24 protein-coding genes are annotated in these 25,487 nt (G+C 47.2%); 15 read left to right on the forward strand and 9 right to left on the reverse strand.

Going from position 1 to position 25,487, the window contains the following annotated elements; genetic code table 11:
* Positions 1-3: 3 nt before the first annotated feature.
* The 6 genes from argH to CRN95_RS09135 form a co-directional block, all read right to left on the reverse strand.
* Positions 4-1,407: an argininosuccinate lyase gene (gene argH, locus CRN95_RS09110; RefSeq protein ID WP_097020672.1), complete on the reverse strand. Its 1,404-nt coding sequence runs from the start codon at positions 1,405-1,407 to the stop codon at positions 4-6.
* Positions 1,408-1,483: 76 nt separating this feature from the next.
* Positions 1,484-2,050: a hypothetical protein gene (locus CRN95_RS09115; protein ID WP_088631228.1), complete on the reverse strand. Its 567-nt coding sequence runs from the start codon at positions 2,048-2,050 to the stop codon at positions 1,484-1,486.
* A gap of 2 nt (positions 2,051-2,052) precedes the next feature.
* The gene (locus CRN95_RS09120; protein WP_088631227.1) at positions 2,053-3,069 is read right to left on the reverse strand and encodes a hypothetical protein; all 1,017 of its coding nucleotides are present in this window, start codon (positions 3,067-3,069) and stop codon (positions 2,053-2,055) included.
* Between the two features lie 134 nt (positions 3,070-3,203).
* On the reverse strand, positions 3,204-3,974 hold the full coding sequence (locus tag CRN95_RS09125; protein WP_097020674.1) for a 1-acyl-sn-glycerol-3-phosphate acyltransferase: 771 nt from the start codon (positions 3,972-3,974) through the stop codon (positions 3,204-3,206).
* Positions 3,975-3,977: 3 nt separating this feature from the next.
* Positions 3,978-4,652, reverse strand: coding sequence for a beta-ketoacyl synthase chain length factor (locus CRN95_RS09130; protein ID WP_097020675.1), 675 nt, complete (start codon positions 4,650-4,652; stop codon positions 3,978-3,980).
* Between the two features lie 13 nt (positions 4,653-4,665).
* Positions 4,666-5,769, reverse strand: coding sequence for a methyltransferase (locus tag CRN95_RS09135; RefSeq protein ID WP_097020676.1), 1,104 nt, complete (start codon positions 5,767-5,769; stop codon positions 4,666-4,668).
* Positions 5,770-5,864: 95 nt separating this feature from the next.
* Between CRN95_RS09135 and CRN95_RS09140 the strand changes: the two genes are divergently transcribed.
* The 13 genes from CRN95_RS09140 to CRN95_RS09200 are packed head-to-tail and all read left to right on the forward strand — an operon-like array spanning position 5,865 to position 19,119.
* Positions 5,865-6,140, forward strand: coding sequence for a phosphopantetheine-binding protein (locus CRN95_RS09140; protein ID WP_088659163.1), 276 nt, complete (start codon positions 5,865-5,867; stop codon positions 6,138-6,140).
* A 3-nt stretch (positions 6,141-6,143) separates the two neighbouring features.
* Positions 6,144-6,401, forward strand: coding sequence for an acyl carrier protein (locus CRN95_RS09145; RefSeq protein WP_014545111.1), 258 nt, complete (start codon positions 6,144-6,146; stop codon positions 6,399-6,401).
* Positions 6,401-8,767: an AMP-binding protein gene (locus CRN95_RS09150; RefSeq protein ID WP_097020677.1), complete on the forward strand. Its 2,367-nt coding sequence runs from the start codon at positions 6,401-6,403 to the stop codon at positions 8,765-8,767. The genes CRN95_RS09145 and CRN95_RS09150 overlap by 1 nt, the downstream gene beginning before the upstream one ends.
* A complete protein-coding gene (locus CRN95_RS09155) occupies positions 8,760-9,509 on the forward strand; it encodes a glycosyltransferase family 2 protein (protein WP_200816195.1) in 750 nt (249 codons plus the stop codon). Before CRN95_RS09150 ends, CRN95_RS09155 begins: the two co-directional genes overlap by 8 nt.
* A 2-nt stretch (positions 9,510-9,511) precedes the next feature.
* Complete coding sequence (locus CRN95_RS09160; protein ID WP_097020679.1) at positions 9,512-10,465, forward strand: lipid A biosynthesis acyltransferase; 954 nt, start codon at positions 9,512-9,514, stop codon at positions 10,463-10,465.
* A 14-nt stretch (positions 10,466-10,479) separates the two neighbouring features.
* Positions 10,480-12,006: a histidine ammonia-lyase gene (gene hutH, locus CRN95_RS09165; protein ID WP_097020680.1), complete on the forward strand. Its 1,527-nt coding sequence runs from the start codon at positions 10,480-10,482 to the stop codon at positions 12,004-12,006.
* Positions 12,007-12,022: 16 nt separating this feature from the next.
* Entirely contained in the window at positions 12,023-12,460 is a 438-nt protein-coding gene (locus tag CRN95_RS09170) for a thioesterase family protein (protein ID WP_097020681.1), read from the forward strand.
* Positions 12,461-12,467: 7 nt separating this feature from the next.
* Positions 12,468-13,082 carry an outer membrane lipoprotein carrier protein LolA gene (locus CRN95_RS09175; RefSeq protein ID WP_235002968.1) on the forward strand — a complete coding sequence of 205 codons (615 nt, stop codon included), beginning with the start codon at positions 12,468-12,470 and terminating at the stop codon, positions 13,080-13,082.
* Positions 13,083-13,102: 20 nt separating this feature from the next.
* The gene (locus CRN95_RS09180; protein ID WP_235002969.1) at positions 13,103-15,448 is read left to right on the forward strand and encodes an MMPL family transporter; all 2,346 of its coding nucleotides are present in this window, start codon (positions 13,103-13,105) and stop codon (positions 15,446-15,448) included.
* Positions 15,449-15,474: 26 nt separating this feature from the next.
* The gene (locus CRN95_RS09185) at positions 15,475-16,683 is read left to right on the forward strand and encodes a beta-ketoacyl synthase N-terminal-like domain-containing protein (protein ID WP_088631215.1); all 1,209 of its coding nucleotides are present in this window, start codon (positions 15,475-15,477) and stop codon (positions 16,681-16,683) included.
* Positions 16,680-17,150 carry a thioester dehydrase gene (locus CRN95_RS09190; RefSeq protein ID WP_088631214.1) on the forward strand — a complete coding sequence of 157 codons (471 nt, stop codon included), beginning with the start codon at positions 16,680-16,682 and terminating at the stop codon, positions 17,148-17,150. The genes CRN95_RS09185 and CRN95_RS09190 overlap by 4 nt, the downstream gene beginning before the upstream one ends.
* Before the next feature lie 14 nt (positions 17,151-17,164).
* On the forward strand, positions 17,165-17,893 hold the full coding sequence (gene fabG / locus CRN95_RS09195; RefSeq protein WP_088631213.1) for a 3-oxoacyl-ACP reductase FabG: 729 nt from the start codon (positions 17,165-17,167) through the stop codon (positions 17,891-17,893).
* Positions 17,890-19,119 (forward strand): beta-ketoacyl-ACP synthase, encoded by a 1,230-nt coding sequence (locus tag CRN95_RS09200; RefSeq protein WP_088631212.1) that lies wholly within the window; start codon positions 17,890-17,892, stop codon positions 19,117-19,119. The genes fabG and CRN95_RS09200 overlap by 4 nt, the downstream gene beginning before the upstream one ends.
* Before the next feature lie 50 nt (positions 19,120-19,169).
* Here CRN95_RS09200 and CRN95_RS09205 read toward each other — a convergent pair whose 3' ends face one another.
* Positions 19,170-19,685 carry an adenine phosphoribosyltransferase gene (locus tag CRN95_RS09205; protein WP_088631211.1) on the reverse strand — a complete coding sequence of 172 codons (516 nt, stop codon included), beginning with the start codon at positions 19,683-19,685 and terminating at the stop codon, positions 19,170-19,172.
* Between the two features lie 176 nt (positions 19,686-19,861).
* Positions 19,862-20,746, reverse strand: a complete 885-nt coding sequence (locus tag CRN95_RS09210; RefSeq protein ID WP_235002970.1) for a TIGR01212 family radical SAM protein — start codon at positions 20,744-20,746, stop codon at positions 19,862-19,864.
* Positions 20,747-20,965: 219 nt separating this feature from the next.
* Between CRN95_RS09210 and CRN95_RS09215 the strand changes: the two genes are divergently transcribed.
* Both CRN95_RS09215 and CRN95_RS09220 read left to right on the forward strand, forming a co-directional pair.
* A complete protein-coding gene (locus tag CRN95_RS09215) occupies positions 20,966-22,615 on the forward strand; it encodes an endo-1,4-beta-xylanase (protein ID WP_088631209.1) in 1,650 nt (549 codons plus the stop codon).
* 205 nt (positions 22,616-22,820) lie between these two features.
* The gene (locus tag CRN95_RS09220) at positions 22,821-23,000 is read left to right on the forward strand and encodes a hypothetical protein (protein WP_097020683.1); all 180 of its coding nucleotides are present in this window, start codon (positions 22,821-22,823) and stop codon (positions 22,998-23,000) included.
* Positions 23,001-23,126: 126 nt separating this feature from the next.
* On the opposite strand, the gene CRN95_RS09225 is transcribed toward CRN95_RS09220, so the two are convergent.
* A complete protein-coding gene (locus CRN95_RS09225) occupies positions 23,127-25,259 on the reverse strand; it encodes a thrombospondin type 3 repeat-containing protein (RefSeq protein ID WP_088631207.1) in 2,133 nt (710 codons plus the stop codon).
* Positions 25,260-25,487: the final 228 nt, after the last annotated feature.

A 25,487-nucleotide genomic window follows, 5' to 3' on the forward strand; every position in this document is an offset into this window, starting at 1 on the left:
CAGTTATTTCTTGAGCTTCTTGAGAAGAGCTGCAGCCTTCGTGAACTGCTGCTTCACGGACTTCGGACCCGTACCGCCTTCAATGTTGCGCTTGCTGACGCTGTATTCGAACGTAAGCGTCTTCTTCATCTTGGCGACGTCCGGGACGCCAGCGGCGGCCCAAGCCTCGTCAGAAAGTTCCGTAAACTGCTTGCCCTGGCGTGCTGCATCGCCGACGAGGCTTCCCACGACGTGGTGGGCGTCGCGGAACGGAACACCAGCTTCCACGAGCAAATCTGCAAGATCGGTTGCAAGGAGTGCCGGAAGCATCTTGGCGTGCATTGTCTCGAAGTTGAAACGAGCCGTTTCCAAAGCTTCCTTCATCACGCGGAGAATCACCTTCACGTTGTGGACGCTATCGAATACCGGTTCCTTGTCTTCTTGCAAGTCGCGGCTGTAGCTGAGCGGAGCGCCCTTCACGAGCGTGTAAAGTGCGGTGAAGTTTCCGAGCATACGGCCAGACTTTCCGCGGATCAGTTCCATGGAGTCTGGATTCTTCTTCTGCGGCATCATCGAAGAACCGCTGGAGAATGCATCGTGCAATGTAAGGAAGCCAAATTCGCAAGAGCTCCAGTTTACAAAGTCTTCGGCGTAGCGGCTCATTGTGTTCGCGATGATGGCGAGGTCCGCCTCGAATTCGAGCATCATGTCGCGATGGCTCACGGCATCAATGCTGTTTGGGCTCACGTCCTTGAAACCGAGTGCTTCAGCAACGAGTGCGCGGTGGTACGGGAATGCCGAACCGGCCATAGCGCCACTGCCAAGCGGGAGTTGGCTATGCAATTCCAAGAAGTTGTCAAGACGCTTCACGTCACGGCTCACGGCAAAGAACATGCTCATGAGGTAATGGCTAAAGTAAATCGGCTGTGCCTGCTGCAAGTGTGTGTAGCCCGGCATCATCTTGCCAAAGTACTTCTTGGAAAGGTCCAAAACCGTTTCCATAAGTTCAATTTCGAGGGCGCGGATTTCTGCAGCGCGATGACGCATGTAAAGCTTGAAGTCCGTGCAGACCTGGTCATTGCGGCTACGGCCCGTGTGAATCTTCTTGCCGAGTGCGCCGATGCGTTCCGTGAGCACGCGTTCCACAGCCATGTGGATGTCTTCGTCGCTATCGCACCAGAGGTTCTTGCCGGCGTGGTAGTCGTCGAGGATGCTCTTGAGGCCATCGCAAATCTTCTTGTAGTCAGCTTTAGAAAGAACTCCAGATTCAACAAGACCCTTGCCATGTCCGATGCTTCCTTCGATATCTTCTTCGATGAGTTCCGCATCAAACTGCAAGCTGAAACTTAAATCGACCATGCTCTGAGCCATGCCACTAGCAAAGCGGCCCGTCCACATGTTAGTCTGGGTATCTTTCTTCTTAGCCATTGTAAACCTCAAATAAAAAAGCCGTGAAATCGGCTATGATTTCTCGGCTAAAGATAAAAATTTTTAGAGTATTTTGTTAGTCCCAAACGCTACTCTTTTTAGGTGCAGCGGGTTCTTCGTAAGCATTTTCCGAATCTCCATTTCGTACAGCTGTTGGGGCTGCATCTTCAACAGATTCTTCGGGTGCTGAAACTTTCTTTGTTTTCTTTTGAATGTTTACTGGACGGTCCCAAACGCTTCCTCCATTGTCGAAATCACTGCTATTGCTGCCACCTCTTAACAAGTATGTGTCAATAGGAATTTCGATTTCATCAGGATAGGCTTGATAAAGCCAAATCGAGGAGAGGTAAGTAAACGGAGCCCACAGAATCGAAGCAAAAGAAATGCTGCGGTGAATGTTTATCGAACCAACTCTTTGTCCATCAAGATAGGCTTCGAGGTGACCACCAGCTCTTGTACCACGAGTCTGGAAGGAGCAGTCATCATCACTTGCCATCTTACAGACTTGTCTACCGTTGAGATAAATGTCGTAAGGTTTGGATGCGTATTGGCTTGCTACAACGCTTGATCGCCCAGCAAAACATCCGGTCATGCTGAGTGACACGGATGCAATCAAGGAAAGGGTAAGAATCTTACGCATCATTTTTAGAATCCGATGGCGAGGCCCAAACCGAACTTAAAGCCGTTCATGTAATGTTCCTTCTTGGCAATTTGAAGTGTCTTGCCATTTTCAGATTCTTTAATAAACGGAGTTTCGAAGAAGTCAATAAAGTAGTTCGCTTGCAAGATGAACATGACGCGGCTTGCACGGTTGAAAATGACACCGCCACCGAGCTGCAAGGAAAGACCGTTTGCTTCAAATTCTTCGTCTTCATCGTATCCGTATCTATAAACACTGTAGTAGGTATAGCGCCAGCTATAAGAAAGACCGCCACCGACAAACGGAGAAATATTGGAGCTTGTGAACGGGTAGAAGGCGGAAAGAGTCAAGTCGATAAGTGTCGGCTTGTCGTTGCTTTCACCAAGGTTGCTCATCGTCCAGTCAAAGCCGAAAAGGAGGTCTCTAGCATCGTACAAAACAAAGAGGCCAAGTCCTGCGTCCATTTTTGCGTCAGACGGGTTGAGCGGGAGGGATCCCACAATCTTGCCACCCCAGTAAGAGGTCACGCCTTTCTTTCTCGGCTTCTTGGTTTCCTGTTCGGTGACTGTATAGATGTCGTCATCGTTGGTGGCCTTGTTCTTTGTGCCGATATTGCGGGCAACGCGCTGGATAATCGGGTCGAAGTCGTCCGGGTTCTTAGCCTTGAGACGGTCGCTCCAGACGACGTTTTCGTTGTTGATGTCGTAGAGCTTAAAGGAGGTAATGACGTTTTCACCAAGACGGGTGAATTCAGCCATGATGAACTTGGTGCAGTTCTTTTCGATAGCTTTCTGATTGATAGATTCGCGGTTGCCAACTTTGACGGAATCGTCTTCGGAATAGTTGACCAAAACATAACGACCGTTATCATCGATGTAGGCATTCATGAGCTTTTCGGCAGCAATGCCGAAATCTTCATTTAAACCGACCATGCTGAATGGAGCCAAATAGACGCGTTCTGTAGCGTAAATTGAAGCTGCAAGAGCAAGCGTTGCTGCAAAAAACTTCTTGATACAATTCATAGTGATATCTCCTTTAGGGATTAATTTAGTAATTATAAGGTAAAAAGAAAAGCATTTTTTTTGCATAAACGTCCATTTGATTGATAAATGGAATAAAAATTGCAATAAAATGCATGTTTTTAACGATGAAATAGCTAAATCGATTGTTCTTTTTCGAGAATTTCTTTCATTTTGTGTGTCAACTTGGTGGCACTTTTTGTGAGAGGCATGTTCTCGTATTCTTTTATAGGGATTGTTGGGAGAACTTTTAAATTGTATAAATAGCGTTCTGTTGGATGAAATTGCAATAATTTATCGTTTTTGCGCAGCCCGATTTTTTCATTTCCGCCAAAGAAAATGGGGATGACATCGTTTTGTGCATAAAGTGCAAAACGGGCGGCTCCTTTCTTGAATTCCCAAGGTTCTCCGGGCTTGCTACGGGTTCCTTCGGGGAATATGATAAGGTTGTTCCCTTCGTCCATTGAAGTCTTTGCCATTTCAAGTTGGTCTTCAAATGGAATGTTGTTTGGAATGTACAAGTTCTTGATGATAATCGAAATAAACTTGTTTTGAATGAGCTCGCCTTTTACAATGCAATTAGCATTGGGGATAAGCGAAAAAAGAATGACAACATCGAATAATGAGGGGTGGTTCGCGATGACGACTTTGGAACGGATATTCTTGAGCGATTCTTTGTTTTCGACTGTAAGTCGAATGGCTCCTGAAATTTCGGCGATTTTGACGAAAATTTTAAAATACTGGTGGTTGAACTTGCGGACAAAAATCTTGAATTTTCTTTCGTTAAATCCCGTAATGATGTGGATAATGGGGAAAAGAAGCATTGTGAGAATTAGGCTACAAATGCCGAAAAAAGCAAAGCAGAAAAGCTTTGCGAAAACGCGACGGATGTAGCGGATTTTTGCCATCTGTTAAGCCTTTTGCATGTCGATGGCGCAGAGAAAAGCAATGGCTTGTTCTGCAGCGGTGTCGAAGTTGTTGCGCAACATCTTGAGCTGCGCTAGTTGGCTTGCGATATCGACGTTTTTAAATGTCGGGTCTGCCTTGGATTCGTCGGTCGTGAGGCGGAGTGCAATGGCGCAGACGGCGTTCGGGTAAGGGACGCCTGCGACGGGAGCATAAGTTTCGGGGATGAGCTCGTCTGCAAAAATGAACGTGCGCGTGTCTGCGCTTTCGCTTTCGAGGGCGGCGATGCAATCCGTGAGGCCTGTGGTAAAGGCGTCCTTCCCGGAGAATACGGCGGAATAGCCTGCGGTGTTCGTTTCGAGAATCGATGCATTTGCAATGGAGGCGTTAAAGACCGAAAGGCTAAAATGCGCGGGCGAGACCATGCCCGTGTCGAGAAGCGTCTGCGAAATTTTCAGCTGCTGGCTGATTTCCCCGAACTGCGATGCGAATGTCACCTTGCAGGGAGTGAGCTTGTTGCCATCTTTGTCGCGAGAAACTTGATCGCTTACGAGAACTACCATGCGCGAAATGTAGCTCAGACGGCGGCGCGTCAGCATGGGAACGAATGATACGTCCGGCTTGGGGCGTGCTTCTGTCGGCACAAAGCTTGCTAATCTTTCGATGAAAATTTTTTGCATGATTTACGCCGGTTTATTTTTTGCGGAAGCGGAGAAGTGAATAGGCGTTCGGGCCTACGCTGTGGTGCGCTTCCTTGAGCTCGAAACCTGCGATTTCGATGGCCTTTTTAAGCTCTTCGTAACGGTACATTTTGCTGTTGCCGTTGGCGATGCAGGTAAAGTAAAGCGATGTGGCCTGGAGCGAGTATGCTGCGGCTTCAAAACGCTGCTTGTCCCAAAGCGGCTCGAGAACGTAGACGTCTGTTTCTGGAGTTGCGGCTTTGTGGATTTTTGTCAAGATTTTTGTGATTTGCTTGAGCGAAAAGCAATCTAGGAATTGGCTCATCCAGACGGCGTTTGCGCCCTGCGGAAATTCGGTCGTGTCATCGAGAACATTGCAGGCGATTGTATCGATACGGTCTTTAAAGCCAGCTTGTGCGGCGTTCTTTTCGGCGACCGCGGTTTGCCCCGGGAGGTCGATGATGGAAACTTGCACGTCTGCATTGTATTTGCAGCAAGTGATGGCCCATTTTGCGGTGTTTCCGCCAATATCAAAAAGTCTTGGCTGCTTTAGTTCTGCAAGCTTTTCGAATACGATCGGGAGAGCTTCGGGGAATGCCAAGTCGGAGTAGAAATGGTCAAATCCGAACCAGCTCTTTTTCTGCTGGTCGGTAAGCTGGGAGAGGCCTTCGTAGACGGTTTTCCACGGACCGAGGTAGGGGAGTCCTGAGGGCTTCCCTTCGCGGATGGACTGCTCGAGATCTTCGGCACCGCGGTAGCAGATGTCCTGCGAAAAGTCCATGTTCACTTGCGTCATTTCGTCGTTTAAAAGGAAAAATCCGATTTTTCCAAGTGTGAGGCGCAGGTCATCTTCGCTGGAATCCTTGTGGAGCTTGATGGCTCCCATGCCAAGTCCCATCTCTACAAGAACACCCACGCCGTAAAGTGAAATGTTCAACTTTTGGGCGATTTCTGAAATGGTAATGCCTTTTTTGCGCGATTTGCTGATTTCTTCTAAAATACCCATGTCCCTGAGGGCGCGGGCCGCTTGAAAACTGAGAGGGGCAAATGCAATTTTTTGAGCTTCAAACTTGGCGTTTACAGCGTCGATGGAATCGTTTTTATAAAAATCGAACATGGTGTCTCTAAAAATAAGGTTCCCTTAATATAAAATTATTTTTCTATATTGCCTATCCAAGAAAATGTAAACCTTGATTGAGGTCGCTAAAATATATGTCTGATTTGAATACCCGTATTAAAGAAGTCATGATTGAGTCCTTGGAACTGGAAGATATTACCCCAGCCGATATTGTGGATTCTGCTCCGATTTTTGGTAAGAATGCTGCCGGCGAAGGGCTTGGTCTGGATTCGATTGACGCTTTGGAATTGGGCATTGCTATCAAGGAAAATTTTGGTGTATCTTTCTCGACGGTTAAGGAAGAAACCAAACAGCATTTTGCATCGGTGGATGCGCTTGCCGCTTACATTTCTGCAAATTCTAAGGGCTAATCCATGGACAAACAGGTCATTTTCGAAAAGATTAAGGCTGCCCTTATTGAAGATTTCGACTTGGAAGAAAATCGAATTGTTCCTGAAGCTCGCCTTTACGAAGACTTGGAATTGGATAGCATTGATGCTGTGGACTTGATCGTGAAGCTCAAGTCATTTTTGCCGAGAAACATCGACCCGGAAGCATTCAAAAAAATGCGTACTCTTGAGAACGTGGTCGATGGTATCTATAATCTTGTTCAAAATTCGGAATCTAAGTAATGAAACAGGTTGCGGGAAAGATTTTCTTTACCGCGATTTCTGTTTTGTATCCGGTCCTTGTCTATTGCGGAATTAGGTACTGGGGACTTTCTCCACGGCGCATGAGCTTGATGCTTTTGGCGCTAGGCTTTTACCATTTCTTGAATTTTACGCGTAGCAAGTCAAAGGCGGATCGTGGGCGTACGGGGGCTCTCGTTGCGCTGATTTTGGTGTGCGCACTTGTCGCATTCTTTGCAAATAACATTTTATTTGTCAAGTTTTATCCAGTGCTTGTGAACTTGAGTTTGCTTGCGTTTTTCGGATTTACGCTATGGCGACCGCCGAGCTTTGCGTTCCGAATGGCATGCCTGGGGAACAAGTCTTTGAATACATCGCCTTCGTTTAAGGCGGTGGAGCGTTATTGCAATAAGGTGACTTTTGCATGGTGCATCTTTTTTGTCGTGAACGGATTGGTTTCTGCGCTTACTGTTTTTGTGGGTTCCGATAAGATTTGGTCGTTGTACAATGGACTTATTTCTTACATTTTAATTGGTTTATTTTTCATTGTGGAATATTTGGTTCGAAAAATGGTGCAGAGTAAAATGCAGTCGTATGTTCCTGTCTGTGATTTGGAACGTGATTCTCGCCCGGATGGTGCGCTTGTCGCCGAAGGCAAGACTTGGGGCGATTTTGTAAACGATGTTTCCAAGGTGCGTTATTACCTGGAAGCTCGTGAAAATGTGCCGTGGATTTTGCATTGCGAAGATTCGTATTACTTTACGGTTTCTTTGCTAGCGATGCTCCAGAGCGGGCGCAAGGCGCTTGTGACTGCGAATCGCCAAGAAGCGTTTATCAAGGAAATCAAGAAGCCGGAATACGGATTTTTGACAGATGAACCGTTTGCTGGTAGTGTTGCTGGCGCGAACGAAATGCCGGCGACTTTGATCCAGGATGTGCTTGGTAATGAAAATGCGCATTGTTCGGATGGTGACAAAGCTCGCGAAATCAAGTTCGGCAAGTTCGACAAGTCCAAAGCCGAGATGGTGATGTACACGTCGGGTACGACGGGTGAACCGAAGGCTGTGTACAAGCGCTTTTTGCAATTTGAAAATGAACTTTTCGAACTTGTGAAAGTCTTTGGAAATGATTGGGTAAACCGCAAGGTTTATAGCACGGTCAATCACCACCATATTTACGGCTTGTTGTTTACGGCGCTTTTGCCGATTGCGACTGGGCTTCCGTTCCGCAGGCACCGTATTGATTTTCCGACAGAACTTGCAAATATTGCAGGGGAAGCAGCCGTGATTGCATCGAGTCCTGCGTTCTTGAAACGTTTATCTGCAGAAACGGATAAGCCGATTGACTTTAAATGCACTCCGATTATTTATTCGTCCGGCGGCCCGTTGCCTGAAGAGGTTGCTCGCAAGGCCTGTGAACTGACGGGATTTTGGACGATGGAAATTTACGGCAGTACCGAGACGGGTGGCATTGCGTATAGGCAATCCAAGAATGGACCGGTGTGGACTCCGTTTGAAGTTTGCAAGATGGGTGTTGCCGAAAATGGTTGCCTGAACATCAAGTCGAGTTATATTCTAGAACCCGAAGGCTTTACAACAGGTGACTTGGTGGACCTTTATGATGATGGAAGATTCTTGCTCAAGGGCCGTTCGGATTCAATTGTAAAGATTGAAGAAAAACGCATCTCGCTCCCGGAAGTGGAAATGCGTTTGAAGCAGACGGGCTTGGTGCAAGATGTGCGTGTGGTGCCGATGGTGGGTAAACGTCAGTATTTGGCGGCCGCGATTGTGCTGAACGAAGATGGACGCACAAAGTTTGCGGGCTCGCCCAAACTTGCGATCAATAATTATTTCCACGATTACTTGCTCAAGTTTATCGAGAATACGGTTTCACCGAAGAAGTGGCGCTATCTTGAAGAACTGCCGCAGAATACGGAAGGCAAGATTCGCATGCGCGATATTCAGGCGCTATTTGGCCTTGCCGAAAGTCCGAATTTCAAGATTCTCAAGTTCCGCCGTGAACCGGGCGCTTTGACCGCGAAGCTTTTGTTCCCGGCGACGAGTGATTACTACGATGGTCATTTCCCGGAATTTAAGCTGCTGCCTGCAGTGGTACAGGTGGATATGGTTTTGCGTTTGGCGCGGAACTTTTTGGAAGTGCCTAAGGAACTTTCCAAGATGAACCGTACGCGTTTTGCAAATCCCATTTTGCCGGATGTTCCTGTAATGGTGAAAATCACGTACGATGCGGATGCGGGTAAGGTAACGTTTGCGTACACGAGCGAAGATGGTGAAACTTCGTATTCAAATGGTTCGTTGATGATGAACACTTCAACAGGTGATGCTGGCGAGGGCGAAAATCGTGGATAATGCGGTAAAAGTTTGCGCCATTGTGCCTGTTTATCGCCACGAAAATGCATCGCGCTATGTCGTGAAATCGCTTGTCGATTTGAACATTCCTGTGATTCTCATTGACGATGGAAATGCTCCTGAAGGTCATGAAATTCTAGCACAGATTGCAAAAGAATTTGCGAATGTCGAACTTGTGACGCATAAATGCAATCTCGGCAAAGGCGCTGCAATGTGTTCTGGTATGGATGCTGCTGTTGTGGCGGGTTTCACGCACGCTTTGCAAGTCGATGCCGACGGCCAGCACGATATGAAGTCGATTCCGTTTTTTATAAACGAGACGAAGGAACACCCCGAAGACTTGATTTGCGGTTATCCGGAATACGATGAATCTGTGCCCAAGGCTCGTGAACATGGCCGTAAGATTACAAATTTCTGGGTGGCGATTGAAACGCTTTCGCTAAAGATTCCCGATGCCATGTGCGGCTTTAGAATTTATCCGCTCAAGACATCTTGGCCGGTGATGAAACGTTTGCACAACAAGCGCATGGGCGTCGATATCGAAATTATTGTTCGTCTTGCGTGGGCAGGCGTGCAGATGCGCTTTTTTCCAGTGAAGGTGAATTACCCGAAAGATGGCGTTTCGAACTTTAGAATGTTCCATGACAATGTCGTGATTTCGATGACGCATACGATGCTTTGCATAGGCATGTTCTTTAGGCTTCCTTTGCTTTTATCTCGCCGCCTGTTTAAAAAGAAATAGTTATGAGCAAGCATTGGTCCGAAATTGAAGAAGTTGGCGGAAGTGTTTGGCATTTCCGTTTTATGCTTTGGATCGTGTGCCATTTGCCTCTGTTTCTTGTCGAATTGTGTACGGCTGTAATATGCTTCTTTTTCTGGCTTGGGGCAGCACCTGTTCGTGCGCGTTCGAAAATTTATTTGGAACACTTGCGTAAATTGGGCGTACGCGTGGGTGCGTTTGGAACGTATAAGCACATCCTTTCGTTTGCGCTTTCGATGGTCGAAAAGTTACGAGGCTGGAAGGGCGCTATCAAGCTCAATCAGATTGAATCGCAAAATGACGATTTGCAAATGCTTGTTTCTCAAATGAATCAAGGGCAGGGCGCGTTTCTGCTTTGTTCGCATCTGGGCAATATGGAAATGCTCCGCTCGCTTACGGAATATGGTGAGTTCCATACATCGCGAAAGTTTCAGGTTTTTCCTGTCGTCGATTTGTTGGGCTCAAAAAAGTTCAATGCGCTTTTGCGTGAACTGAATCCGGAATTGATGGAAAATGTGATTGATGCTAATTCCATTGATGTGGATTCTGCCATTTGGATGAAAGAGAAAATAGCAGATGGAAATCTTGTGGTGATTGCGGGAGATCGTACATCTGCTCATACGCGAAATCGTGTACTCGAAACAACGTTCTTGGGTGAGACTGCGAATTTCCCGGAAGGCGCTTTTTCACTGGCGGGCATTTTGAACGCTCCCGTTTACTTTGTATTTGCGATTCGCAAACATGACTTTAATATCCGTTCGCCTTACGAAATGCATGTGGTGCGTGCTAAGACGAATCTTGACTCTTCGCGCAAGGAACGCCCTGTGCGCTTGAAAATGCTTTTGCAGGAATACACTGTGCTGTTGGAAAGACTGTGTAAAGAACATCCTTATCAGTGGTACAATTTCTACAATTTTTGGGACAGGTTAGAAAAATAGTGGAGAACAATTAAATGAAAACCGTCGTTATTGGAAGCGGTAAGCTCTCGATTGAAGATGTTGTTGCGATTGCGAAAAAGCAAGTCGCGGTGGAACTTGACAGTTCTGCGGAATTCCAGAGAAAGATTGATTCTGGTGCAGAATTCTTGGACGAAGCGCTTGCAGAACATGGTGGCATTTATGGCGTGACAACAGGATATGGTGATTCCTGCACGCAGGTGTTGCCGCCGGAACATTACAGCCAGCTCCCGATCAACTTGACGCGTTTTCATGGATGCGGTCTCGGCGATTATTTTGATGCAGAGACAACCCGTGCAATTATGGCGGTGCGTTTGAATACGCTTGCGCAAGGTTTCTCGGGCGTGAGCTATGCGCTTTTGAAAATCATTACGCAGTTTTTGCAGAACGATATTTTGCCGCTTATTCCGCAGGAAGGTTCCGTGGGCGCAAGTGGCGACTTGACTCCGCTTTCGTATTTAGCAGGTGCTGTGATTGGTGAACGTAATGTGATGTACAAGGGCGAACGCCGTTCTTCTCTGGACGTGATGAAGGAACTGGGAATTACCCCGCACAAGTTCCGCCCGAAAGAAGCTATTGCCATCATGAACGGTACTGCGGCGATGAACGCAGTTGCTTGCATGGCTTATTCCCGTGCGGAATACCTTTCTGACCTTGCTTGCCGAATTACAGCGATGATTACGGTTGCAATGAAGGGCAATGCGTATCACTATTATGAACGCTTGTTCGAAGCAAAACCGCATCCGGGACTTGGCTTTGCGGCAAAGAAAATTCGTGAAGCCTTGAATCTCGATGTGGCGAAGAATGTGGTTCCCGAGAAAATCCAGGATCCGTATTCTCTGCGTTGCGCTCCGCATGTGATTGGACTTTTCTATGATTCTAGCGCGTTCTTGCGCCAATTGATTGAAATTGAACTCAACAGCGCTAATGACAATCCGATTGTCGATCCGTTCACAAAGAATATTTTCCACGGTGGGCATTTCTATGGCGGGCACATTTGTCTTGCGATGGATACGCTCAAGAACATGGTTGCAAACATTGCTGACCTTTTGGATCGCCAACTGGCGATGATTGTCGATATCAAGTTTAACCGTAACTTGCCGCCGAATCTTGCAGGGAGCAAGGGCGATTACGATATCAATCACGGTTTTAAGGCGGTGCAGATTGGTGTTTCTGCATGGACGGCTGAAGCTTTGCATTTGACAATGCCGATGAGCGTGTTCAGCCGTTCGACAGAATGCCACAACCAAGACAAGGTCAGCATGGGGACGATTGCGGCCCGCGACTGCATCCGCGTTTTGGAACTTTCGGAACAGGTGGCAGCGGCAACGCTTCTGGCTTCGGCTCAGGCACTTCGCATACGTTTGGAACGAGGTGAAATTTCGGAAGACCGCCTTAAGAATCTTCAAGAGACTTACAATCAGGTGTTCTCGAAGTTTGCTCCGCTTGAATGTGACCGTCAATTGGAACAGGATTTGCGCAATACGCTGGAGCTGATTCGCCAGAAATTTTACGCTGTATAAAAGGACCTAAATTCGCATGGCAGTTAAAAAAATTAAGGAAACGATCGAATTCCAAGTTGAATTTTACGATGTCGATTCTATGCAAGTCGCATGGCATGGCAATTATGTAAAATACATGGAAGTTGCGCGTTGTGCACTTTTACGTAAAATTGGGTATGATTACAACGAAATGACGCGTAGCGGTTACATCTGGCCCGTCGTAGATTTGCATATTAAATATATCCGTCCGATGATTTTTATGCAGAGGATTCGTGCCGAGGTGACACTTGTGGAATACGAAGTCTGCATGAAACTGTCGTACAAGTTTATGGATGCCGAAACGGGTGCGGTGCTCACGAAAGCTGAAAGTACCCAAATGGCGGTGGATATGAAAACGAAAGATTCGCTTTGGGCTTGCCCGACTTGCTTTGTGGACAAGGTCAGAGCGTTCTTGGCAAACGATAAGGTGGTGTAAAATGCGTATGTCCTGTCGAAATATTGGCGTTTTGCTTTTGACAGTTTTGCTTGGCATTGGTTCATCAATGGCGGATGTCTTTGAACGCCCGTTGAGTGCTAAAAACAGGCCGGAACTTGAAAAATCCTTGGCAAAAGTTATGGATTATCAGGTGGCTACGGGCGATTTTAAGCAAACCAAGTCCATTCAAAAGCTCAATCGCGAATTTGTTTCGACGGGTACGTTCCGCATTTCTAAAAAGGCGGGAATCATTTGGAAAACGCAAAAGCCTGTATTCTCTGAACTTGCTATCCATAACGCGGGTATTGTCGAACGCGATACTAATGGACAAATTCGCACATTGTTGCCAAAGGAAAATCCTATCTTTGCAGAAGTCTCGAATAATATCCAATCGCTTTTTTCTGGAAAAGTCACGGAATTGGAGAAAAACTTCAAAGTCTTTTACGAAAAAAAGTCTTGTGGTTTTAGAATCGGACTGATTCCGCGTGAGGCGATGGTTCGCATGCTCGTGGATAACGTCGTGATGGATGCCTGCAAAAACGTGGATAGGATTGTTATTACGGATGGCGAAAAAATTCCAACGACTTTGGATTTTCTGAATTATAAGGTCTCGAAAAAATGAAAAATGTTGGAGGGAAGAATTTGAACGCAAAATTGGGAATTATCCTGTGGGTGGTGATTCACGCCATCTTGATTATTCTCGGCATTTCTGTGCCGTGGAAGATGGATTCCGACTTGTATTCGATTCTGCCGGATTCCAACGAAATCAAGAATGTGAGCGCTGCTGAAAAAACGCTTAGCTCACGTTCTATGCGCAACATAACGGTACTAGTTGGGCATGAAAATTTTGAAGTGGCTCGTCAAGTTGCCGCCTCTCTCGATAGCATTTTCAAGGGCGACTCCTCCATTGAGGAATCCCGACTTTATGTTGACGAAAAGACGCTGAATGAAACTCGCGAATTTCTATTCGAACATCGTTATACGATTCAAGGGGAAGATGTTCGTGAAGCGTTCTTTAATTTGAATCATAAATTTTTGGAACTTGCAGCATTGCAAAAAATCTATGGTTCGTTTTCTATGGCGAATTTAAATCGCCTGGATGAAGACCCGTATTTGCTTGGCGAAGCCTCCTTTGATAATTTCATGAAAAAAACGCTAACATCGTCTACGCATTTTAGTTTGCGCGATGGTGTCCTTGCGGCGCAAGATTCTGGCATGACGTACGTGATGTGGAACGCGGTGCTTTCTGAAAATGTATCATCTCTTGCAACAGATGATCATGTAATCGGCCGTTTGAATCATGTGCTCGATTCTTTAGAAAATGCGAATTTAGGATTGCGTATTTCTGCTTCGGGCGTGCCGTTCCACAGTTATGAAAGCTCGAGTGAGGCTAAGCGCGAAGTGGCTTGGATCTCGGGAGTGTCCATTGTATTGATTTTGCTGTTGCTGCTTTACGTGTTCCGTTCGGCGGTTCCGATTTTGGCAACACTTTCGACGATTGCTGTTGCCATTTTTACGGCACTTACATTTACATGGTTCGTGTTTGGCAATGTTCATGTATTTACGTTTGTCTTTGGCACGAGCGTCATAGGCGTGAGTATCGATTATGCGGTACATTTCTTTACGAATTGGAAGTCTGGGTTGCGTAATGTCCGTTCCAAAATTTTCAAGGGATTGTTGCTTGGGTTCTTGACGACAGAAGTAAGCTATGTGTCGCTTACCTTTGCCGATTTTACTTTGCTGCGCCAGATGGCTGTGTTCTCAATCGTCGGGCTTTTGAGCTCGTTCTTGACGATAACACTTTTGTTCCATGCTGCATTTGAAAAAACGAGAAATGTTAGAACGAAAAATGAAGCTGTTGCTGTAAAGAATCTTCCTTTATCTGTTCCTAAAAATTTCATAAAGTGCTATTCGAATTTACCCACATGGGTTATCGTTCTTTTCTTTGTTTTTTTTGCAATTGCGTTGTTACCTGGGCTTCGTGCACTCAACATCCATACGGATTTGGGTAGCCTTTATTCGATGAGTGACAAGCTTAAGGCGGGGGAGACTCTGAACAGAAAATTGAATGATATTGGAATCTCGTCAAACTATTTTATTGTAGATGGAGCAACTGAACAGGATGTTTTAGAACAGGAAGAATTGCTCACGGAACGCCTCTTGCAAGCCGAAAAGAAAAATTTGTTAAAGTCTCATTTAGCGGTATCGAGCTTTATACCATCGCAAATGACGCAGAGAAAAACTTTTGAAAATGCCCAAAAGTTGCTCAATGATGATGTGACGAAAGAATATCTGACGAGCATTGGCGTGCAGAACGATTCTTTGCTTGATGCAAGTTTAAAAGAAGCGCCGAAATATGTAGGACTCGAGGACTTGAATCAATTCCCATCTTCAATTCGTTCAATGGTTGAAATGCTTTGGGTTGGTGCTGTTGAAAATTCGCAAGGAAAAAAGTTTTATAGCGCTGTTTTCCCGCTGCATGCAACGGATGCTTTTGATGCAAAACAATTGGCCAAAAATATGCCTCATGTTTACGTCGTGAACAAAATGCAAAATATCAATGAATCGTTTACGAAAATATCCCGAGTTTCGCTGACACTTGTCGGTTTGGCTTATATTGTGATGTTCATTATTCTTGTGTTTGTGTACAAATTTACAGGTGCTTTGAAAATTTTGCGAGCCCCGATTTTGGCGAGCCTCTTTGCGGCTTCAGTCTTTGGTTACGCTGGAATTGAATTCAATTTCTTTGCCATTGTCGGTGTCATTTTAACGCTCGGCATAGGTATTGACTACGCTCTGTTCTTTAGGGAAGGCGGTCGACAAAAATCGGTTACCGCTCTTGCGGTGATGCTTTCTGCAGCAACAACGCTCATCTCGTTCGGGGGCCTTGTGTACAGTGGTTTTACTCCGGTTTGGACGTTTGGCTTAGCCGTATTGCTTGGCATTTCTTGCTGTTTCCTGTTATCTCCGCTCAGTGCCAAACGTTAAATTTCTAGATTTGGTTTCATTGACCGATGAAACGACCTGTGTACATTAACGATTTTAGCCTTCGTTGCATTTTAGGTAGCGATGAGGCTCTAGTTCTTGATTCGCTCACGAATGGCAAACGTGGGACTTTTACCATGTACGATGTAGCCGGTGTCATGCGCCCAGCGGCGACGATTGACCCTGCTACGCTTGCTCCTGTCCCTGAACAAAAGTTTGATAACCGCGTGAACCGCTTGTCGCAAGCAGCGTTCTCAGCGATTGAAAATACGATTCGCAAAGCGGTTGAAAAGTTCGGTGCTGATCGTGTGGGCATTTTCTTGGGTTCATGCGATAATGGTTCCGAAGCTTCAATGGCGGCGCTTAAGTGTTTTAAAGAAACTGGAGCATTCCCTGAAGGTTACATTCTCGATTACCAGCGGGCTGATTTCCCAGCGCAGTTTATTGCGCAACGCTTTGGAATCACGGGGATGCTTTCGGTACATTCGACGGCTTGTGCATCTAGCGCAAGTGCGTTTGTCTCGGCGCGCAATAATCTTTACGCAGGCAACTGCGATGTCGCGATTGTGGGCGGTATCGATATTGCTTCGCTTTCGGTGATTCTCGGTTTTGCTTCGCTCGAAGCCATGAGCGATAAGCCGACAAATCCTTTTAGTGCAAATCGTTCGGGCCTTACACTTGGCGATGCCGCGGTGTTCTTTGTCGTTACAAAAGAACCTAGTGCGGATCTTTGCACAGCAAAATGCGAAGGCCTAAAGGTTGTTGGTTTTGGCGAAAGTGCCGATGCCGACCACATTACGGCCCCGCGTGCTGATGGGGAAGGCGCTTATCAGGCGATGAAGGCGGCTCTTAACGATGCCGGCCTTGATGCCTCTCAAATCGGTTACGTGAATTTGCATGGAACAGGAACAGAACTGAACGATGCCATGGAATCGCGTGCCATCAACCGTCTTTTCGGTGAAGCGAATCACGCAGATGTTCCTGTTAGTTCGACGAAGGCTCTCACGGGGCATACGCTTGGTGCGGCTGGCGCATTGGAACTTGCTTTCTGTTGCATGGCTCTAAAAAATGATGTTCTCCCAGCGCATCTTTTTGATGGCGTCGTCGATCCGAAACTCCCACCAGTTCATTTGGTAAAGCCTGGCGAGACAGCAAAAGACCTCAAATATTGCATGAGCAATTCTTTTGCGTTCGGTGGCTGTAATGTGTCTTTGATTGTTGAAAATGGTTTGGCATGACAGAAGTTTTTGATACAAAAGATTTAGTCAGTGAACTTGTGCCGCACAAGGGCAAAATGCTTTTGCTCGACCGCGTACGCGATTACGATTTGAAAGAAAATTCTATCACGACTGAAATTGATATCGCTCGCGATAACATGTTCTATGAAGACGAGCTTGGCGGCGTACCCGTGTGGGTTGCTTTTGAATATATGGCTCAAAGCGTTTCTGCGTTGTCTGGAATTTGTGGCAGAGCCAAAGGCGAAAAGCCAAAAACTGGATTTATTATGAGCGTGAGTGGCTTCAAGGCTGATGTCCCTGTTTTTAAGGAGGGCGAAACCGTTGTGATCAACGTTCTTGAAAATATCCGCATGGACAAGGCGGTGACTTTTGAAGGTTCTGCAACGGTCAATGGAACACTTGCGGTAACGGCGAAACTCAATACGGTCGAAGTCGATGACCCTAAAAGTTCGTTAAATTTAAATTGATGCAGAGGTATGGAATGGAAAATGAAAAGTCTGTTTTGATTACGGGTGCAAGTGGCGGAATTGGTCTTGCCATTGCCGAAGCTGTCGCAAAAGAAGGCTACACTGTTGTCGCCCATTACAATAGAAACTCCGCACCGATTGATGAACTTGCCGAACGCATCCGAGCCAATGGCGGTAAAATTCGCACCTTGCAGTTCAATATTTGCGACCGTGAACAGTGCAAAGAAGTTATTGAAAAAGACATTGCCGAAAATGGCGTGTACTATGGCGTTGTGACAAATGCTGGCGTCTGTGCTGATGCCGCATTCCCGGCGATGACCGACGAATTTTGGGACAAAGTCCTGAATACAAACTTGAACGGTTTTTATAACGTTGTCCATCCGATTGTGTTGCCGATGTGCCGTAAGCGCAAAGGCCGCATTATTACGATTTCGTCTGTTTCTGGCGTGATTGGAAACCGTGGCCAGGTCAACTACAGCGCTTCAAAGGCGGGCCTCATTGGGGCTACGAAAGCGCTTGCAACTGAACTTGCGAGCCGCAATATCACCGTGAATAGCGTTGCTCCGGGCGTCATCGAAACTGAAATGATTAAGGATGCTCCGCTCGATATGATTCTTCCGACAATCCCGATGAAGCGTGTGGGCAAACCCGAAGAAGTCGCGGCTACTGTTGTATTCCTGCTTTCTGAAGGTGCTGCGTACATTACGCGCCAGGTCATCTCGGTCAATGGAGGCTTGGCGTGAGTCGTCGAGTTGTCGTTACCGGAGGCAGTTGCGTTACATCTTTAGGGATGGAATTGGATGAAATTTTTTCGGAACTCAAGTCTCTGAAAAATCACATCGTCCGTATGGATGATTGGGACAAGTATGCGCAAATGAATACGCGCTTGGCGGGCCCGATTCTCTATGATTTGCCGGAATTCCCACGCAAAAAAATCCGTGGTGCAGGTCGTGTGGGCGTGCTGGCGATTACATCTGCGGATAAGGCAATGCAAATGGCGGGCCTTGCGGGTGAAAAAGAACTTCTCAAGTCTGGCCGTGTGGGCGTTGCCTACGGTTCTTCGATGGGGAGCGTGCGTCCGCTTTTGGATTTTGTCTCCATGCAGAATCCGCCGTACAACTGCGCTAATGTTTCTGTGACGACGTATATCCAGTCCATGCCGCAGACTTGCGCTGTGAACGTAAGCCTTTTCTTTGGCCTTACGGGGCGACTCATCACGACGAATACCGCTTGCACGAGTGGTAGCCTTTCCATCGGTTACGCTTATGAAGCCATCAAGTACGGTATGCAAGATGTGATGATTGCAGGCGGTGCCGAAGAGCTTGCCGCTACAGAAACGGCTGTGTTCGACACGCTTTTTGCAACGAGCGTCAAAAATTCAACGCCCGAACTCACGCCTGCGCCGTACGATCGCGACCGAGACGGCCTTGTTATCGGCGAGGGCGCGGGAACGCTTGTGCTCGAAGAATATGAGCATGCCAAAGCTCGTGGCGCACACATTTATGCAGAACTCGTCGGCTTTGGGCATAATACGGATGGCGAACACATCACGCAGCCCAAGAAGGATACGATGCAACATGCGCTGGAATTGGCTTTAAAAGATGCCGAAATTTCAACGGATGCGATTGGCTATGTGAATGGCCATGGAACCGCAACGCATCATGGCGATATTGCTGAAAGCTGGGCGACATACAACGCTTTTAAGCAACGTGCCGTGGCAATTTCTAGCCTCAAAAGCTATATGGGCCATACGCTTGGCGCATGCGGCGGTATCGAGGCCTGGCTTGGCATCAACATGATGAATCGCGGATGGTTTAGCCCGAATTTGAACTTGAAAAATGTGGACCCGGAATGCGCTCCGCTGGATTACATCACGGGTTCCGGGCGTGAAATTGATACGGAATATTTTATGTCGAACAACTTTGCGTTCGGCGGCATAAATACTTCGCTTATCTTCAAGCGTGTTTAATCACCATTGTCATTCCGGCCTCCGAGCCGGAATCACCATTATCATTTGCTTTAAAACTTCGTCAGTGATTCCACGCGGTAGCCATCAAGGACTTCGCGACCTTTAAGATCCGCAAGCTCAATAACAAAAGCAAAACATTCAACTTTACCGCCCATTTTCTCTACGAGATGGGCGGCTGCTTTTGCAGTGCCACCGGTAGCGAGTAGGTCGTCGACGATTACCACGCGTTGCCCAGGCTTTATCGCATCTTTATGGACTTCCATACAGGCGGTCCCGTATTCGAGATTGTAAGTGATTTCTACAGTCTCGCGGGGGAGTTTCCCTTTTTTGCGTTCAGGAACAAACGGCTTGTGGAAATGCTCTGCAATCGGAACACCAAATAGGAATCCGCGTGCTTCTAGCCCGACAACGACATCGAAATCAACATTTTCAAGCGTTTTATAGAATGCATCAAGCGTGAGCTTCAATCCATCAGGGTCACTCAAAATTCCCGTAATATCACGGAACAAAACACCCGGTTTAGGAAAATCCGGAACAGCAATAATGTAGTCTTCAATACGTTTCATTTTCCCCTCTCTTTTTTACGTCTTCGTCATTCTGAGCGATGAAATCGCGAAGAATCCAGTTATTTCTTGCTCAGGCGTCTTTGTCATTCCGGCCTCCGAGCTCTTTGACCACTTGCGCTTTAGCGCTTATGTGGTCATGATCCGCGAATGGGGACGGAATCGCCATCTCGTTATTGCTAATGACTATCCAACAACTTCTCGACTGTTGCTATAATCTTGTCGCGTTCCCCGCACCAGTTCGGCGCAATCAAAAGCTCGCTTGGGCTTTCGCCACTGAAACGTTCAATTGCAATATCCTTGCCGATAATCTTGATCATTTCGGCAACCGCTTCGCAGTATTCCTCGAACGAAAGCAGTTTGACTTCGCCGTTGGCGAAATCTTGTGCCATGACCGTGCCCACGACAATGTGCAGCGGGTGAATCTTGACTGCCGCAAGTTTCAAATCGTGAACGACTTGTGCCGTGTGCTTAAAGTCTTCCATCTTTTCGCCGGGAAGCCCAACAATCACATGCGTCGTGACGGTGAGGCCTGCGGCTTGACAGCGTTTTACGGCATCTTCAAATTCCGCAAGCGTGTGCCTGCGATTGATGCCTGCAAGCGTCAAGTCATTTGCCGTTTGGAGCCCGATTTCAACGATAATCGGCTTTTTGCGGTTGATTTCCGCAAGGTATTCAATCTTTTCGTCTTCAAGGCAATCCGGGCGCGTTCCAATGGCTAGCCCTGCAATTTCCTTGTGCTTAATAATCGGATCGATGATTTCGCGCAAATGCTCTAGCGGTGCGTGCGTATTTGTGTACGGCTGCAAGTAGGCGAGGATACCTGCATTCGGGTACTTGTCGCGAAGTTTCGGAACGTACTTTTCGAGTTGTTCCTGAATCGAAACCTTTGCCTCATCAAAAACTGGGCTAAAGCTGCGGTTGTTGCAGTAGCTGCAACCCGAAAATCCCTTGGTGCCGTCGAGGTTTGGGCAGCTCATGCCGCCGTTGAGCGGGAGTTTGCGCACCTTGAGGTAGTTGGGGAAAAGCTCCAAAAGTAAATCGCGATAAGGTTTGTAATGCATGGCTATAAAATAGTTAAAAGTTCTTTGTTACTAGATATACATTTATTTCTGCTAGAATGAACATTGATTATTGCTTATAAAATCGCTTGCCTTCCTTTGATACACTTGTTACACTTTTTCGCTTGTTTGTGTTTTAGTCTGCTTAAAATATGCCCTAAATCGCCCGAAAAACGCACTTCGAGTATATATTTAACCTGTAAACATAACCGAGGTGTCCTCATGAATTTTAAAAAGAATAAAGCTCTTGCGATTGCGGCGACCGTTGCCATGGCGCTTTCTGTGCCGTCTTTTGCACAGTTGAATAATGGTGATATGGAGTATGGTGACGGCGGCTGGTATCTGTGGAACAATCCTGATGGTCCAGCTGTAGCCGAATCGCAAATTGCTGTGCAGGGGCTCGGTGTCGATGGTTCCCAGGGCGCTAAGGTCGTCGTGAAGGAACTTCCGAATCCGTGGTGGGGCTTGCAGCTCCAGCCGCCTAAATTCTTGGCAGACTCTGGTTTTTATAAGCTCTCGTTCAAGGCTAAGGGCAACATGCCCATCAATTCTGTGGTGCAGGGCGGCCCTCCAGACTACCGCCAAAAAGAAAGCGCTTCGTTTGACTTGACGGACAAGTGGCAGACTTATGAAATGATTTTCCTTGCCGACCAGAAGGGTTACGGCCTCAACAACATTACGTTCCAGATTGGGCTTAAGAAGGGCTGGATCCAGCTCGACGATGTCGAAGTCGAAAAGATGGACGAAATGTCTGATCCGTCTTGGTATAACAATGCCGATGCCCGTATCGATAGCCTCCGCAAGGTGGATTTCACGGTCAAGGCAAATCCGGGCGAAAAAGTCCACGTGAAGCTGTTGCGCCATTCGTTCCCGTTCGGTACGGCACTCGCTCTTTACGACACCAAGGATAGCACTGAAAATTGGTACCGCAATGCTGCCAAGAAGTACTTCTGGCACGGCGTCTCTGAAAATCAGTTCAAGTGGCCGGAATATGAACCGAAAGAGGGCAAAATCAAGCGTGATGAAATGAAGGAATACACGGACTTCACAGCTCAAAATCACTGGAAACTCCGCGGTCACGCGCTCATGTGGAGCCATCAGGGCTACGGCTTCGACAAGCACTACAGCAACAAGGGTAGTTGCGAAGAAATGGCTGAAAAGCTCAAAGCCCGTATCTACCGCGACCTCAAGGAATACAAGGGCAAGATTACGGAATACGACGTGTGGAATGAACCGATTCACGAATCTTGGACGTTCAACAAGTGCGGCTGGGAAATTCTCGACAGTGCCTTCATTTGGGCACACAAGGCTGACCCAAGCGCATTCCTTTACATCAACGATTACAACGTCGTGGCAGCTGGCGAAACGGACCGCTATTACGGTTTGATCAAGGGGATGCTTGACCGCAAGGTGCCTGTAATGGGTATTGGCGTTCAGTGCCACTTCGGGCTTCGTCCTGTGATTCCGGGACTCATCAAGACTCGTCTCGATAAGCTTGCTTCTCTTGGCCTCCCGATCAAGGTCACGGAATTTGACGTGGGCGATTGGCAGGTCGGTATGAACGACTCCGAAGAAGTCCAGGCCGAAAAGTTCGAAACGTTTATCCGTACTGCATTTAGCCACCCGGCAGTGAACGGCATTGTGCTTTGGGGCTTCTGGGACAACCGCCACTGGGTCAAAAACGGCGGCATGATTGCTTCGGACGGTCGCGAAAAGCCTGCTGCAAAGCGTGTTTACGACTTGTGGCACAAGGTCTGGACAACCGATCTCTACGCCACTGCCGACGAAAATGGCGAAGCCAAGTTCCGCGGTTTCAAGGGCTACTACCAGGTCAACGCTGGCGACAAGAAGTTCCAGATTACCGTGAAGTAATAAAAGTCGACCCCGGAACAAATGCAGCCGAGGTGAACGCTGCGAAAATGCTTGCATTTTCATAGCTGAGCCGAAGGGCATTGTACTTGTACAAATCCGGGGTGACAGGCTTCGCCTGCATTCGTCATTCCGAGCCCTTTACGGGCGAGGAATCCAGTCAAGTTTTAAAGCCGCGTTATGCGGCTTTTTTACTATCTTGCTTTTCATGAAACAGAAAATCCCCGGAATCCTCTTTTTACTCGCCATGCCTCTTTCCGTCCTCCTTTACATCAAGGTGGAGGCGCTCTCTGGCTCGGAGATTCTCGGGCTTTTTTCAGCTGTGGCGCTCTACGTCGTCGTTGCGCTTGTCATCGCGCTCTTCTTTAATAGCAAGGACAGAACTTAGAAAAGAAACGTCATTCCTCTTCGAGGCTTGACGGCTGCGGTTATCCAATACGAACGCAAGCGTTCGTGCTGTCAAACCTTGCACGTCATTGCGAGCGAAGCGCGGCAATCCATCTAAGTCCAGCGCTTATTCTTCCTTGATTGTATAAGGCAGCAGTCTTATTCCTACAGGGTTCAACTTGGCATGTCCACGGACGTTTGCTGGCAACTGTAGCCCAAAACCTGTTGCTTTAAGGCGATCTTCCTTGATGCCTTTATTCACAAGGTACTCGTAAACAACTGTTGCGCGCGCTTCCGAAAGGGATTGCGGAATCATCGCTTCACCTGGCTTTACGCTGCACTGAATTTCAATGGCGATTTTCTTGTTGTGCCGCATGATAGAAACCACATCGCTTAAAGCCGTGTAAGATGAATTAATCGGCTTGTCTGTGCTCTTGTGGAATTGAATTCGCCTTGCGATTTTGTCGAGGTTCTGCTTTTCTCGAATCGGGCAGCCGTTTGCATCGACTTCGGTTTGTTCAAGCGTGTTCGGACAGTTGTCGAGGTAATCGAAAATGCCATCTTTATCAGAATCCAAAGGGCAACCGATGCTATCGACTGGCGCATTTTCAGGCGTATCAGGGCATTTGTCATCTTCGTCAAATACACCATCAAGGTCATGGTCTAGCCGGCATCCGACGCTATCGACTTTTACTCCTGAAGGAGTCTTTTCACATTTGTCCATAAAGTCCGGGATGCCGTCTTCGTCAGAGTCAATGGGGCAGCCGTACATATTGACAATCTCGTTCGGCATGCTGTTTTGGCACTTGTCCCATTCGTCTGGGACGCCGTCCTTGTCCATGTCCAAGAAGCATCCGTATTTGTTCACGGTGAGTCCTGCAGGCGTATTCGGGCAGGAGTCGAGTACGTTCGGAATGCCATCTTCGTCTGTATCGAGGATACAGCCTTTCTCGTTGACTTCTTCACCGGGTTCGGAATTGGGGCATTTGTCTAGTTCGTTCGGAATGCCGTCGTTATCGTTGTCTCGGATACATCCAAATTCATCGACTGGGTAGCCTTCCTTGGTGTTGGGGCACTTGTCTAGGTGGTCTGGAACGCCATCGCTATCGTGGTCAAACGGGCATCCGTTCTCGTCAATAAGCACTTCTGCGGGCGTGTCAGGGCATCGGTCTAGGTCGTTTGCAATACCGTCGTTATCGTCGTCGGGCGCACAGCGGTACTTGTTTTCTTTGAACGAAAGGCCTGACTTGGGGCATGCGTCCATCTTCTTTTTAAAGTCTTCGATCCTTCCACTGAGGTCAAATGTACGGCTAAACTTGATGGATACGGCCATGGTTGGACTGCCAGGGACAGTGTAAGAATACTTGTGGTCCTTGTTCTTGACAGTGATGGCGTGGCCACGGTGGATCTTTTGCTTTCTGAAAAGGTCCATACCGAGATCGGCATTGATGGAAAGCGTTGTGAATTTCGGAAGTCTTACTTTCAAACCCGGTGAAAATCTCAGCTGGTCATTCAAAAATTCGTGCCATACGTTTTTAGTGCGAATGTGCGTTTCACCGGAGGTCTCGAGTACAAGAGAAACCCATTCATAGGGGAATAGATTTAAGCCTGAACCCCAGATAAAAATGTTCTCTCCGTTTCCAAATGTTCTGAGATAACCTGCATAGTTGTTCCAGTTGAGGTTCCTATGGATGTTTATCGTCATGTACAATGTTGCGGCGGCGACGAAATCAGATGCAGAATAGGGGTTGGACAATTCGTCTTCGTGAATGTACCAAAGGTGCCTTGGGCGTAACCCCTTTTCATTTGTTCCGGTAGGGATGAAAACTTCAAGTGCTGCAGCAAAGTTGAACAGATCTCTCAAGGACTGGTTGGGAAGTTGGACCTTGGCTAATAGTCCTATATCTCCAAATCCAAGCCCCTTGAGCTTGGTGTTACCAGCATTTCCGTCATAGTGGACGTTCAGGTTCAATCCGATTTCAAGGTAGTCCAAAATACCATAGCCTACATAACCGAGGACGGAGTTTGATGGGGAATCCTTGGTAAGCTCGTATTTTTTACCGTTTTCATCCGTCAGGAATCCTTCGATACTGGCGGGCTTACTGCTATTCGCCATTTCGAATCCGCCCATGACGAACAAGTCTCCCGGACTGAGAGTTCGTGCTCCAGGAACATGGATTCCGCTGCTGTTGATGGAAAATCCGGACTGCGCAAACAGAAAAACTGCGCTAAAGAGAAGTGTTGATAGAAATTGTTTCATTTTTCATAAAGAATTTAGACATTTTTTTATGATTATCTATTTGCATTTTAAAATTTATGTATATATTTCACTTCCGAAGTGAGAAACATGAACTCCGCAAATAAATTGCCCCCATGGCATAGAAAGTCGCAAAAGGCGTACAAGATTAACAGGGTGATCATCATCTTGCAAATTGTGACTGCACTTGCGATGTGCGGTGTTATCCTGTATGGTATGAACAGATTGATG

It is taken from the genome of Fibrobacter sp. UWB16, assembly GCF_900215325.1.
In the GTDB taxonomy this organism is placed as follows: Bacteria; Fibrobacterota; Fibrobacteria; order Fibrobacterales; family Fibrobacteraceae; genus Fibrobacter.

Bases quoted from the DNA above. Each gene is read 5' to 3' on its own strand.
- CRN95_RS09205 (WP_088631211.1), bottom strand. From the start codon at position 19,685: ATGAAACGTATTGAAGACTACATTATTGCTGTTCCGGATTTTCCTAAA.
- CRN95_RS09120 (WP_088631227.1), bottom strand. From the start codon at position 3,069: ATGAATTGTATCAAGAAGTTTTTTGCAGCAACGCTTGCTCTTGCAGCT.
- fabG (WP_088631213.1), top strand. From the start codon at position 17,165: ATGGAAAATGAAAAGTCTGTTTTGATTACGGGTGCAAGTGGCGGAATT.
- CRN95_RS09225 (WP_088631207.1), bottom strand. From the start codon at position 25,259: ATGAAACAATTTCTATCAACACTTCTCTTTAGCGCAGTTTTTCTGTTT.
- CRN95_RS09175 (WP_235002968.1), top strand. From the start codon at position 12,468: ATGTCCTGTCGAAATATTGGCGTTTTGCTTTTGACAGTTTTGCTTGGC.
- CRN95_RS09190 (WP_088631214.1), top strand. From the start codon at position 16,680: ATGACAGAAGTTTTTGATACAAAAGATTTAGTCAGTGAACTTGTGCCG.
- CRN95_RS09150 (WP_097020677.1), top strand. From the start codon at position 6,401: ATGAAACAGGTTGCGGGAAAGATTTTCTTTACCGCGATTTCTGTTTTG.
- CRN95_RS09145 (WP_014545111.1), top strand. From the start codon at position 6,144: ATGGACAAACAGGTCATTTTCGAAAAGATTAAGGCTGCCCTTATTGAA.
- CRN95_RS09140 (WP_088659163.1), top strand. From the start codon at position 5,865: ATGTCTGATTTGAATACCCGTATTAAAGAAGTCATGATTGAGTCCTTG.
- CRN95_RS09220 (WP_097020683.1), top strand. From the start codon at position 22,821: ATGAAACAGAAAATCCCCGGAATCCTCTTTTTACTCGCCATGCCTCTT.
- CRN95_RS09160 (WP_097020679.1), top strand. From the start codon at position 9,512: ATGAGCAAGCATTGGTCCGAAATTGAAGAAGTTGGCGGAAGTGTTTGG.
- CRN95_RS09185 (WP_088631215.1), top strand. From the start codon at position 15,475: ATGAAACGACCTGTGTACATTAACGATTTTAGCCTTCGTTGCATTTTA.
- CRN95_RS09135 (WP_097020676.1), bottom strand. From the start codon at position 5,769: ATGTTCGATTTTTATAAAAACGATTCCATCGACGCTGTAAACGCCAAG.
- CRN95_RS09210 (WP_235002970.1), bottom strand. From the start codon at position 20,746: ATGCATTACAAACCTTATCGCGATTTACTTTTGGAGCTTTTCCCCAAC.
- CRN95_RS09170 (WP_097020681.1), top strand. From the start codon at position 12,023: ATGGCAGTTAAAAAAATTAAGGAAACGATCGAATTCCAAGTTGAATTT.
- CRN95_RS09125 (WP_097020674.1), bottom strand. From the start codon at position 3,974: ATGGCAAAAATCCGCTACATCCGTCGCGTTTTCGCAAAGCTTTTCTGC.
- CRN95_RS09115 (WP_088631228.1), bottom strand. From the start codon at position 2,050: ATGATGCGTAAGATTCTTACCCTTTCCTTGATTGCATCCGTGTCACTC.
- CRN95_RS09215 (WP_088631209.1), top strand. From the start codon at position 20,966: ATGAATTTTAAAAAGAATAAAGCTCTTGCGATTGCGGCGACCGTTGCC.
- argH (WP_097020672.1), bottom strand. From the start codon at position 1,407: ATGGCTAAGAAGAAAGATACCCAGACTAACATGTGGACGGGCCGCTTT.
- CRN95_RS09130 (WP_097020675.1), bottom strand. From the start codon at position 4,652: ATGCAAAAAATTTTCATCGAAAGATTAGCAAGCTTTGTGCCGACAGAA.
- hutH (WP_097020680.1), top strand. From the start codon at position 10,480: ATGAAAACCGTCGTTATTGGAAGCGGTAAGCTCTCGATTGAAGATGTT.